The following is a 12330-nucleotide window of genomic DNA, read 5'->3' as shown; positions in this document are numbered from 1 at the left end:
TTTTATTTTTCCCCATTAAAAAACGCTGCAGCTTTTTCCTTATGTTCGTTGGTTACCTGACCGGATATCGCTTTAATGCCTGCTGCGATAATCGCTGCATCATCTGTAAATCCAAGGCCTAGAATCGCATCGGGTATAGCATCTATAGGAGAAATAAAATAAGCCAATGCACCGAAAGCAATTCCTTTCGCCCATAAAGGTGTTTTAGCGTCGACGGCACAATAATACATCGCGATAGCATCTTTAGTAAATGGAATTTTGCCTGCGAACTTTTTAGTTTTCGTCCAAAAATTTTGCGTTACCATTTCCTCATTTTCTTTGCTATATGGAAATTCCTCTGCAGTGAGCTCCATGCTATTCTTGACCTTATCTTTCTTCATTGCCGGTTCCCTCCGAAAGGTTCATATGACGTACATACCTAAAGTATTCCCTCAATTGAGGTTTATATCTTTAAGATAAACTAAAGTCCGTATCCTGAACCTACTTACGATTAATTGATCGCTTTGATTTTCGTTAAATCGCTGCTGCATAACACTTCAAGATTCTTAAAGATTCGCTCAGCATCCCAATCCCACCACTTCAGCGCTTCAAGATATTCGATCATTTCATCATCAAAACGTTGTCTGATCACTTTGCAGGGATTTCCTCCAGCTACACTATACGCCGGAATATCCTTTACAACTGTAGAATTGGCTGCGATAACTGCTCCGTTTCCAATATGCACACCTGGCATAACCGTAACATTTTGTCCAATCCAAACATCGTTTCCGATGACTGTATCACCTTTTAGCGGCAGATCTTTTAAATCCGGGACCGCCTGTTCCCAGCCATGGGCCATGATATTAAACGGATAGGTCGAAACCGAATTCATCCGGTGGTTGGCACCATTCATGACAAATTCAATGCCTTTGGCAATCGCGCAGAATTTTCCAATAATAAGCTTATCGCCAATAAAATCATAATGATGAGTCACACGTTCCTCAAACTTCTCTGCACCGTTTATATCATCATAATAGGTATAATCGCCAACAATGATATTGTCTCTTGTAATCGCATTTTTTATATAACAGATACTTTTAATTTGTTCATTGGGATAGAGCGTATTCGGGTTCGGTCCATATTGTTTCATAGTTTGCGCCTCGCTCTCTTTTGGATAAAACATAGCAGAGATCAGAGCTGAATTCAAATCATGCACGATTCATAAACATAAAAAAGCGGCTACCTGCCGGTAACCGCCTATCTTTTATCTACTTATATTGTTAAAGCTCGTTCTACTTCTACCTCTATCTTTTCGATAAAACCTCAGCCTCATACTGTTTTACTTCATTTAGCCAGCTTTCCCGGACCGGTACGCCATTCTTCGCACAATAATAATCCCAAATGGCTCCAAACGGATACGATTTAAATTCCTCGACCAAGGCAAGTCTTGAAGTGTAATCTCCATCCAGCTCAATTTGCTTCAATTGCTCGATTGGCTCCAGCATAGCACGAAGCAAAGCTTTTAATGTATTTCGTGTTCCGATCACCCAAGCAGCAACATGATTAATGCTTCCGTCAAAAAAATCTAATCCAATATGCGTTCTGCCCAGAAACTGACCACGAACCAGTTCACGGGCAATCTCGAGCAGCTCATCGTCCATAGTAACCACATGATCACTATCCCAGCGTACTGGACGGCTAACATGCAGCAGCAATTGATCCCCAAACAGCAGCCAGGAAGACAGCTTATTCGAAATCGTCTCGGTTGGATGGAAATGCCCAGCATCGAAGCACACCGCCTTACCCCGGCTTAGCGCATAACCCATATAGAATTCATGTGAGCCAACCACGTAACTTTCCGAACCAATACCAAACAGCTTACTTTCTACAGCATCAATGTTATATTGCTGATCGATTTCCTCGCTGAAGATTTCATCGAGTGACTGCTGAAGCCGTACCCTTGGTGACAAGCGGTCGATCGGCGTATCTTTATAACCATCTGGAACCCAAAAATTAGTGACACAAGGCTGACCTAATGCTTGACCAAAGGACTCGGCGATTCGACGTGAGGCCTTGCAATGAGCGATCCAGAAGTTGCGGATCTCAGGATCTGGGTGACTCAGTGTGAAGCCATCATTTGCTTTTTCATGAGAAAAACAGGTAGGATTGAAATCCAATCCGAGTCCCTGCTCTTTTGCCCAGCTCACCCAGCGCTCAAAATGCTTAGGCTCTAACGCGTCGAGATCTACAGTCTCTTCTGTATCCGCATAAATAGCATGTAAATTTATTTTATGTTGCCCTGGGATGAGTGCTAGAGCCTGTTCCAAATCCCGGCGCAGCTCCTCCGGATTCCCGGCCCGCCCCGGGTAACTTCCGGTGACTGCGATCCCGCCGCTCAGTTCTTTTTCCTTATTCAAAAAACCCTTCACATCATCCCCTTGCCAACAATGCAAAGAAATCTTAATTTCCGCTAGCTGCTCCAACACCTTATCTACTTCGATCCCATGCTGTGCGTAAAGCTTTTTCGCTTCATTGTAGCTGTTCTGAATGCTCTGTAAGCTCTCTTTACTCTGCTCCATGTTTGAGCCTCCTGATTTTTAACTTAGTGTGTTTTAGATGAGGCATTTCTGCCTCTCTTTCGCTCGTGTTCCGCGTATCGCGCTCGATGAGAGGCACTTTTGCCTCTCTTTAGCTCGTGTTCCGCGTATCGCGCTCGATGAGAGGCACTTTTGCCTCTCTTTAGCTCACTTTCCGCATACGCCGCACGATGAGAGGCACTTTTGCCTCTCTTTAGCTCACTTTCCGCATACGCCGCACGATGAGAGGCACTTTTGCCTCTCTTTAGCTCACTTTCCGCATACGCCGCACGATGAGAGGCACTTTTGCCTCTCTTTGGCTCGTTTTCCACTAAACTTAGCTACTAATTAACGACCTGCAGCCGGGCGAACTGTGCCAAAGCCGCTTTTTTGGTCGTGGGGTCCATCCCCTTCGGTATATAAGATGTTACTTGGAATGAACGACTTATAATTTCTCTCGCCTCTTGAAGATCAGTTACAGCACCCGTGCTGATCATCTGCACCACCAGATTGCCTAAAGCCGTAGATTCCGTTGGTCCGGCGTGAATTTCCATCTCCAACAGATCTGCCGTAATCTGGCACAACAGGCCGTTATTCGCACCTCCGCCAACGATATGCAACCTCTCTAAGTTGTCACCCGTCAATTGCTGGAGATCCTGAATGTAGAAATAATAAGATAAAGCAAGACTATCAAATACACATCGAGCCATTTCCCCAGGTGTTTGAGGGACCAACTGTCCTGCTTCCACACAATAGCTGCGGATCTCGTCAATCATGCTCTGTGGATTCATGAAGCGTTCATCATTGCAATAAATGATCGATCTAAAAGGGATTTCTTGTGCTGCCAGCTCTACCAGCTCGCCGAAGCTGTATTGTCCGCCGTACTCCTCACGAACCTTTTGAATCAACCACATGCCCATAATGTTTTTAAGAAACCGGAATGATCCGTAGGCTCCCCATTCATTCGTATAGTTGCGTAACATTGCCTCTGGACTTGTGATGGCTGAACTCCGTTCCACCCCGATGAGTGACCAAGTACCACTACTGAGAAATCCCCATTTCTCGCTGTTTGCCGGAACCCCTAGTACAGCTGATGCTGTATCATGAGAGGCTACTGCTATGAACTCGCAATCTGGAAGATCGCCGCGAGCCGCCAAGTCCTCCGTCAACCTCCCAACGGGTTCCCCAGGTTCTGTTAAGGGAGGGAATTGCTCTTTTGAAAGACCAAGCACCGACAGAAGATCCTCATCGTAATCACGAGTGTGAAGATTCAGCATCCCAGAGGTGGAACCTATCGTCACCTCACTAATCTTGCGACCCGTAAGCCGATAATAAAGATAATCAGGGACCAGGAGGATGGAATGTGCTGCTTCCAGCTCCGCCTGATCATGCACAAACAGTTGATACAACGTATTTATCGGGAGATATTGTATCCCCACTTTTCCGTAAACGCTTTCAGTTGAGATGTTACGATGCAGCCTCTCTATCGCTCCATCCGTTCGGGAGTCACGATAAGAAAAAACCTCATGGATCCGCGCTCCCTCCTGATCGAGAAGTACATAATCGACACCCCAAGTATCGATGCCCACGGTGCAGCGCTCGATCCCTCTAGCCTTGGCCTGCTGTAAGCCTTTGACGATTTCAGCAACTAAATAATCTATATCCCAATAAAGATTACCATTTTGTTCAGCGAATCCATTACTGAAGCGATGAATTTCTTCTATAGACAGGGTTCCTCCCGGCTGCTGCAAGGTTCCACAGACCACTCTCCCACTAGAGGCTCCGATATCAACAGCAATGTGATACTGCATTTGATTATGAGCTTGTGTATTCATCCCTATACAACACTCCTTATCTCCTATCAGCCTACTAGCAAAGCGAATACGATTCCTGGACCATGCACGCCTATCGTCAGATCATTCTCAATATCCGCTGAACGGCTAGGTCCGGAGATAAAATGGATGCCCGCCGGCAGCCCCGATGGCCCAGCTTCATCAAAATCAATAAGCACCTCACCGAGACGAGTCTTCAGCCGCTCCAATGGCACGATGGCAATTAATGCGGTAGGTAATAAGCTGACTGAACGGCCTTTATTCTCAGAGGACAGCACAGTAATGGAGCCTGTATAGGCAACTGCATAATCCGCAATCACAATTCCAATATCAGCCTCGGCCGCCCTAGCTTTCCATGCCTCCTGATCATCCGTATTCCAGACAGACACCCGTGTATCTGTGAGTTCCTCCTCTAGTCGAAGTGCTGCTAGCTCGGTGACATTTTGCCGGAGAATATACCGTGCGAGCATCTCATCCGCTTTGCTGACGATAAAAGCCTTGGCTTCATCCATATCCTGCACACGAAATACATGGCCACCGGCACTTTGAAAATTCGCCGTAAATTGTTCAATCCTTTCCTCCGGACTCCACTTGAATTGCTGCCAGTACTGCGGTGCGCCGCGAAAAGGGTGTGCGGGAGCTTCAGTAATTCTCGGCCGCTTCAGGCGGCGAGCGATATCATTCATGAATCCCTGCTGCTTTTCACGTGAATCCTGCTCCATACGTTCCAACCAGTTACTGTGCGTCTCTTCAGTCATGCCCGGCCTCTCCTTCCAGCTCTTCCCGCTTCCGCTTCGCTAGTAAATCTTCCATTCGCTTCTGTATCGCCGGGTCCATTTCGCGACTGTTCTTGTCTAGCTCCTGTTGCAGCCCCTTCCAGCTCTCACGGAAGGATTGATCTGCCAGCTTCGGGGCGATCCGATAATTGTTCCAGCCTTTCAGCGGCCCCAGTTTCGACGGAATTCCTCCGTCTCGCACGAGCAGCTTTTGCCCGATTCTACCTACCTTCATCACATTACTAAATCGCTGTGACTTCGCCATAATCGCCCCAAAACCCTTCATGCCGAGACCTTCTGCCTTATCCCCATAACCACGTTCAACCTTCCGCCGCCGTAAATAGATGAGCATATCATGCAGAGGAATTTTGACCGGACAGGCTTCATAACATGCTCCGCATAGGCTAGAGGCTGAGGCGATGTCATCCCATTGATCTACATTTTTATTCAGCGCCGGGGTCAACACCGCTCCTATAGGTCCGCTATACGTTCCCCCATATGCATGACCGCCAATATGACGGTAGACAGGACAAGCATTCAGACAAGCCCCACAGCGGATGCAGTTCAGCAGCTCCTGAAACTCAGGATCGCCTAGCTGCTCAGATCGGCCATTATCAAGAATAATAATATGCTGCTCTTCCGGCCCATCGCCATCGTTGGTTCTGCGGGGACCCGAAATACCCGACATATATACCGTTAACTTCTGCCCTGTTGCCGAACGAGGCAATAATGTAGCCATCACTTCAAGATCACTCCACGAAGGAATAATCCGCTCCATCCCCATCAGGGTAATTTGTGTTTTCGGTAAAGTGGTGACCATACGAGCGTTGCCTTCATTCTCGAACAGCACCATCGAACCCGTCTCTGCAATAGCAAAGTTACAGCCAGTCATTCCGATATCCGCATCAAGGAACTTCTCTCTCAGCTTTCGCCGTACAAATCCAGCAAGAATAGTAGTTTCAGGCAAAAGCTCCTCCCCTGCCTCTTTGGACAACAGCTCGGCAATCTGGTAGCGGTTCTTATGAATCGCCGGAATAATGATATGTGACGGGGTTTCCCCGGCAAGCTGGATAATATACTCCCCCAGATCCGTCTCTATGGTCTCCACACCAATGGATTCCAGCGCCTTATTTAAATGCAGCTCCTCAGTAACCATTGATTTGGATTTGACCACAGAAGCTGCCTGTTTTCGCTGCGCGATTTCAAGGGCAATCTTCACAGCCTCTTCACCCGTTGCTGCAAAATGAATATGTGTGCCGTTTGCTCTTGCCTTGTCTGCAAAAAGGTTCAAATAGTAATCAAGATGGGCGATCGTGTGTAGACGGATTTGCCGCCCACGTTCACGCCACTCTTCCCAGTGGCCATGATCGTTAGCCGCTTTTTGTTTTCCATCACGCAGTCTCTCCGTGGTAAAACGAACAGCCTTGCGTAAAAAGTCATTATTCAGTGCCAAGTCTGCACGCTCTTTTACTGTTGCTGGCTTTCCATTCTCTGAACTCGCCGTGGAATTGGTGGTGGCTTGGCTCATTTATCAGTCACCCCCTCATACAGCAGTTCTGCTAAATGCATAACTCGAACGGGTTCGCGGCGGTAACGCAGATTTCCGGCAATATTCATCAGACAACCCATATCCAGACCCGTTAGGATTTCTGCTTCCGTCTCCAGCACATGATCTGATTTCTCAGTGACCATCGCCCCGGAGATATCAGACATTTTCACGGCAAAGGTTCCACCAAACCCACAGCAGTCCTCAGCAAAAGGCAGTGGTACCAGCTCCATCGCCTTCACATTTTGCATAAGCTGCATAGGTTCGTCGCGAATCCCTAGAATCCTTGTGCCATGACAGGAAGGATGATAGGTAACCTTATGCGGAAACACTGCTCCTAGATCAGTTACGCCAAGCACCTGCACCATAAACTGGCTGAATTCATAGGATTTACGTTGCAAATTCTGCGCCTTGACCAGATTAACCGGATCATCCTGAAACAGCTTAGGGTAATGATGAAGCATCCCCGTACAGGATCCGGAAGGTGCAATGACAAAATCACTGTCATCGAAGGCCTGCAGAATCGTAAGTGCAGCTTGCCGCGCTTCATTCCAATATCCACTGTTGTACGCAGGCTGTCCGCAGCAGGTCTGCACCTCCGGGAACTCCAGCTGTACGCCATATCTAGCCAGCAGACGAGCCATGGCTTCCCCGACCTTCGGGAACACGGCATCGCTGACGCAGGTTATAAACATCGATACCTTCATGCCTTCACCTCCTGCACAACTATTTACTACACCGTCGTTATTGCGATGTTCAGCTTCTGCAACTGCTTCATTTGTTCTTCAACAGGGCTGTAATCCGTTATTAGAACATCCACATCACTAGGAGCCGCAAAATGTGTGAACGCTTGAATTCCGAATTTACTGGAATCGCATAATAAGATCACTTGCTCCGCTATAGAAATCATCTTTCGTTTCACCATAGCTTGCAGCTCATTTGATTCACTAGCGCCACGTTCGAGATGAAATCCTTTACAGGAAAAAAACATTTTATCCACGTGATACAATTCAAGCGAACGTTCTGCTAAATGACCCACATAGGACATTGATCTGCGGCTCAGTTGCCCGCCTGTAGAAAAGACCTCGATCCGCTCCTTCCCGCTTAACTCTGCTGCCACTCTAGTAGAATTGGTCAACACAGTGAGCGGCATATCCGGCAAATGCGAAGCCATATACCAAGCCGTTGTACTGGCATCCAGCAAAATCCGATCGCCCGGCTTAATCATCATTACCGCCTCACGGGCAATCCGCTGTTTCTCCGCTGCATTCATGATTTCTCGTTCGGCATAAGGAGTCTCCGGTTGCCGGTCACGCAGGCTAACTGCTCCGCCATGCGAACGCAGCAGCCGCCCCGCTTTTTCCAATCGATCCAGATCGCGGCGAATGGTTTCTTCCGTCACTTGGCATAATGTACTCAATTCTGAGACACGGATGCTGCCACGTTCATTCACTAGTTCTACGATTCGTTCATATCTGTCTGCAATCAGCATGATTTCCCTCCGTTATTCCTATCTATATTCAAGCTACTTCTTATCTAGTAAAAGCTGCTGGCACTCCACCGTCGATTGTCAGCATACAACCCGTAGTTTTCTCTGACTTGGAAGAAGCAAAAAAAGCAACGCCTTCGGCAATATCACGTGGATAAATATTAACTAGCAGCGTCGTGCGTTTACGGTAATGCTCCTCTAATTGATCCGGCTCAATCCCGTAAGCAGCCGCCCGTTCATTACGCCAGTTCGAATTCCAGATGGCTGATCCTTGTAGAATTGCATCGGGCAGAATCGTATTGGCACGGATGCCAAACTCTCCACCTTCAGCTGCTATGCAGCGGGCCAGATGGGCTTCGAGCGCCTTGGCAGAACTGTAAGCCGAGACGCTTTTACCTGCAAAAATAGAATTTTTGGAGCCGATGAATACCATGCTGCCTCCGATTTTTTGCTCCTTCATCACTTTAAAAGCTTCGCGTGCAACGAGAAAATATCCTGTGCCCAGCACAGAAATATTCAAATTCCACTCTTTCAATGAAGTCTCATCAAACGGACTGGAGGTTGCAAGCCCAGCATTATTAACAATAATATCGACCCCGCCATAAAAAAGGGCTGTCTCCGCATAAGCTGCGGTTACCTGCTCTTCCTGAGTTACGTCCATTTTAACGGCGAATGCACGATTTTCACCATACTTAGCGTTAATCTCTTCCGCTACTTTTTGTGCACCCTCCAGATTGAGATCTGCCAATACAACATGCGCTCCTTCTGATACTAAACGACGAGCCGTCTCACTCCCAATTCCCCCGGCACCACCTGTAATAAAGGCAACTTTACGGGAGAACTCCGCTTCTGCCGGAGCCAAGGATAATTTATATAATTCCAGGGGCCAATATTCCACATTGTACGATTCATTCTCACTAAGAGAGACGAAATCTCCCAGCGCAGTAGCTCCGCGCATAACAGCAATCGCCCGGTGATACAAGGCTCCGCTGATCTTAGAATTGCTCCAGCTTTTACCTGTGTTGATCATGCCCACACCAGGGATTAGGATCACACGTGGCGCAGCCTCGAACATTACATCGCCTTCATGTTTATTACGGTCGAAGTACGCTTTGTACTGCTCCTTATAATCGCTAATCGCTTCGCTCAGCTTCACCTTCAAGCCATCGATATCATTGGTATTTGGCTCCCACGCAACAAAAAGCGGCTTCATTTTGGTATGTACCAAATGATCTGGACAAGCTGCGCCTACACCGGATAACTTCTCCGAGTCAGCCCCTCCTACAAAACGCAGCACATCCTCCGCATCGTCGAAGGTCAAAATCATTTTACGCTCATCGCTGACCGCGCCTCTGATCAGTGGCATCACTGCCGCCGCTACAGCCCGCCGCTCTGCTTCCGGAAGTGCTTCCGATTTACGGCCGCCAAATAGGTTCTGATCTTCAATTCTTTCTTCAATATAACTTTCCGCTTCGTTAATTATGGAGATTGTTTTGGCATAACAAGATTCAGGTGTATCCCCCCAAGTCACGAGACCGTGTTTCTCCATCAGCACTAATTCAGCTTTCGGGTTTGCGAGCACACCTTCGGCAATCATTTTGGATAAAGTGAAGCCTGGACGGATGTATGGCACCCATACGAAACGATCCCCATAAATCTCACGGGCAATTTCCTTACCGTTATGAGCGCAGCATAAACTGATAATGGCATCTGGATGCGTATGATCCACATGCTTGAAAGGTAAAAATGCATGCAGTAACGTTTCGATAGAAGCACGCGGATGTTTAGGATCAATCATACAATTTGCGAGATAAGCTACCATCTCTTCATCTGGCATTTCATCACGTTCAAATAACGGGGCAATATCCTGAAGCCTTAGTCCGGTAAAGTTGCCTGCTTTCATCGTAGCAAGGTCAGAGCCGCTGCCCTTCACCCACATTACTTCTACCTCACGCCCGCGAAAATCCAATTCTATCGTTTTGCTGGAGGTATTCCCTCCGCCAAAGTTACAGACTCTGCGATCTTCGCCCAACAGATTAGAGCGGAACACTAATGCATCCAATCCCCCGTTTAATTTCGTTTCCCGAGATGAATCCCATAAGTTTTGTACCATTTGTGAATACCTCCGTTTTTGAATGTTTGTTTTTTCGTTTATTTTTGTTTGTTTTGATTTTAAACTATTTGTTTGCGTTTGAATAGAGCGCTTTCATAAAAATTTTAATTTTTTTTCACATTTTAGACGAATCTCCATTGGATGAACTACAATAACATCGCGAATAACAAAAAAGAGCTGCCTCTTGGCAACTCCTCCCCTATTTTTCACACCAGCTTAAAGGGTGATCCAGTAGTTACATTTTTCATTCTCAATGCCATGTAGTATTCCTTTGTTCGCCTCAATAACCTTTCTCGAAGATATATTGTCCGGCTCACAAGTCAGCATGACCTTATCAATCCCCATGTCCGCAGCTTTTTTTAACAGCTCTGCCAAAAAAATCGTACCATAACCCTTTCCTCTTTCACTGGGTCTGATACTATAACCGATGTGTCCACCGGACTTCCTCAATTGATCATTTAAGGAATGTCTTAGTTTTCCGACACCAACAGGATAAGCGTCAATCAGTAACCAGTAGTTGGTTTGTGCTACATACTGTGGCGGAAGATTATCACCTTGTGAAAGTGCTATCCGATCCCGGATGAAATCAGGAAATTGACTGTAAGCCAGATCAAATCCGTTATTGACGAATCCATTCTCCCCCGGACCTATCTCCACAATCAGCTCAAAAATATCGCGTCCATCTGAAACACTAGCTTCCTTTAGCTCAACGAGCATAATCATCCCCACCTAGAACGTTATTAATAACTTCCCTATCAAAATTTACCGCAAAAGAGACCGGCATGCATTATTTAATTGCACATTCTACAACTAAAATGAACTTCAATGCTCACGCCTAATGTGTTAAGTGTACTTTGTGCAATTAAATTCGCCCAATTTGGCTGAATCAGCTAAATACGAGAGAAATAGTTGTACGAAGTACATCTATTTCACCGTAGTGAGAGTAAAGTAGCAATTTAGTTGTATGAAATACACTTATCTGGTCTGCACCCCTCTTTTCACAGGAATGTTCCTATTGCGCGCTCCTCCTTCCCCACTCTCGTAGTATACTTATTGGAATAAGATACAGATGTTGTATTTTCACTAAGGAGGTTTGTGATGGTAAATAGCTTTAAAAATGCCAAGGTGCAAGAACGAGTGTGGCAATCCTACCAACAGCTAGTTGATCAGTGGCCTATTCCTCTTGAAGAGCTCGATCTCCCAACCACATATGGGCTGACGCATTGTATCCTTACCGGGCAAAAGAGTAATCCCCCTTTATTTCTGTTTCATGGCGTTGGTGACAACTCGGCGGTCATGTGGCTCCTTAACATCGAGGAATTATCGCGGCATTTTTACTGCGTTGCTATTGATACTCTGGGCGGACCCGGAAAAAGTATTCCTAATGCGCACTTTAATAAACAAAAGTTTGAGCAGGTGGAATGGATTAATGAAATAGCCAAACATCTGAGCATAGACATCTTTAATATTGCAGGGGTGTCAAATGGAGCCTATATTGCTTTTAATTATGCAACCAAGCAACCGGACAAAGTGAACCGTGTGATTTGTTTGGAAGGCGGAATGGTCACCACACCCATCAAAGCCATGCTGCAAACGCTAATGATGATGTTCCCAGAGATTCTGATTCCCACGGATCGCAATTTACTGAAAGTGCTGAAGAAGTTAAGTGCGCCTGACTCCCCTTTATTTGACAATCACCCAGAAGTAGCTGCTCATCTAATTCTTTTAATGCGAGCTCATAATCAGCAAGCTATGTTTGTTCATAAGCTTCAAAAATATGATAAAAACGCCGCAGTTGCCGTCAGAGATAAGCTTTATTTTTTAGTAGGAGAACACGCGTTAAAACAATCAAAGGACTTCATAGATATTTTAGAGGATGGAAAGTTTCATTACCAAGTGATCCCCCGTGCGGGACACGGCATTAATCATGAGCAACCAGATAGAGTCAACACTGAAATCATCAATTTCCTGACCCGCGATAATGATAAATCACTTGCATCCTTATGAAAGCGTTACTAT

Annotated in this window: 11 protein-coding genes; 1 reads left to right on the top strand and 10 read right to left on the bottom strand. The window is 46.4% G+C overall.

The window, feature by feature from the left end:
* Nucleotides 1-2: 2 nt before the first annotated feature.
* The 10 genes from MHH50_RS11350 to MHH50_RS11305 all read right to left on the bottom strand — a co-directional run bounded on the left by MHH50_RS11350 (nucleotide 3) and on the right by MHH50_RS11305 (nucleotide 11028).
* On the bottom strand, nucleotides 3-380 hold the full coding sequence (locus MHH50_RS11350; protein WP_081383451.1) for a YkvA family protein: 378 nt from the start codon (nucleotides 378-380) through the stop codon (nucleotides 3-5).
* A 110-nt stretch (nucleotides 381-490) separates the two neighbouring features.
* Nucleotides 491-1129 carry a Vat family streptogramin A O-acetyltransferase gene (locus MHH50_RS11345; RefSeq protein WP_076130349.1) on the bottom strand — a complete coding sequence of 213 codons (639 nt, stop codon included), beginning with the start codon at nucleotides 1127-1129 and terminating at the stop codon, nucleotides 491-493.
* Between the two features lie 154 nt (nucleotides 1130-1283).
* Nucleotides 1284-2558 (bottom strand): L-rhamnose isomerase, encoded by a 1275-nt coding sequence (gene rhaA / locus MHH50_RS11340; protein ID WP_076280893.1) that lies wholly within the window; start codon nucleotides 2556-2558, stop codon nucleotides 1284-1286.
* A gap of 341 nt (nucleotides 2559-2899) precedes the next feature.
* Nucleotides 2900-4390 (bottom strand): rhamnulokinase, encoded by a 1491-nt coding sequence (rhaB, locus tag MHH50_RS11335; RefSeq protein WP_254847624.1) that lies wholly within the window; start codon nucleotides 4388-4390, stop codon nucleotides 2900-2902.
* A 26-nt stretch (nucleotides 4391-4416) separates the two neighbouring features.
* A complete protein-coding gene (locus tag MHH50_RS11330) occupies nucleotides 4417-5145 on the bottom strand; it encodes a lactate utilization protein (protein ID WP_076218753.1) in 729 nt (242 codons plus the stop codon).
* Complete coding sequence (locus tag MHH50_RS11325) at nucleotides 5138-6691, bottom strand: LutB/LldF family L-lactate oxidation iron-sulfur protein (protein ID WP_076277958.1); 1554 nt, start codon at nucleotides 6689-6691, stop codon at nucleotides 5138-5140. Before MHH50_RS11325 ends, MHH50_RS11330 begins: the two co-directional genes overlap by 8 nt.
* A complete protein-coding gene (locus MHH50_RS11320; RefSeq protein WP_036689769.1) occupies nucleotides 6688-7416 on the bottom strand; it encodes a (Fe-S)-binding protein in 729 nt (242 codons plus the stop codon). The genes MHH50_RS11325 and MHH50_RS11320 overlap by 4 nt, the downstream gene beginning before the upstream one ends.
* 26 nt (nucleotides 7417-7442) lie before the next feature.
* Nucleotides 7443-8201: a DeoR/GlpR family DNA-binding transcription regulator gene (locus tag MHH50_RS11315; protein WP_036689767.1), complete on the bottom strand. Its 759-nt coding sequence runs from the start codon at nucleotides 8199-8201 to the stop codon at nucleotides 7443-7445.
* A 40-nt stretch (nucleotides 8202-8241) separates the two neighbouring features.
* Complete coding sequence (locus MHH50_RS11310; RefSeq protein WP_340034336.1) at nucleotides 8242-10311, bottom strand: bifunctional aldolase/short-chain dehydrogenase; 2070 nt, start codon at nucleotides 10309-10311, stop codon at nucleotides 8242-8244.
* A 216-nt stretch (nucleotides 10312-10527) separates the two neighbouring features.
* Nucleotides 10528-11028: a GNAT family N-acetyltransferase gene (locus tag MHH50_RS11305; RefSeq protein ID WP_076130357.1), complete on the bottom strand. Its 501-nt coding sequence runs from the start codon at nucleotides 11026-11028 to the stop codon at nucleotides 10528-10530.
* Between the two features lie 381 nt (nucleotides 11029-11409).
* On the opposite strand from MHH50_RS11305, the gene MHH50_RS11300 reads away from it, so the two are divergent.
* Complete coding sequence (locus MHH50_RS11300) at nucleotides 11410-12318, top strand: alpha/beta hydrolase (protein WP_076130358.1); 909 nt, start codon at nucleotides 11410-11412, stop codon at nucleotides 12316-12318.
* The last annotated feature ends 12 nt before the right edge of the window (nucleotides 12319-12330 follow it).

Source organism: Paenibacillus sp. FSL H3-0302, from assembly GCF_037982245.1.
GTDB lineage: Bacteria > Bacillota > Bacilli > Paenibacillales > Paenibacillaceae > Paenibacillus_AQ > Paenibacillus_AQ odorifer.
Note: the sequence above shows the minus strand (reverse complement) of the source record. Positions and strands in the feature narration are given on the sequence as shown.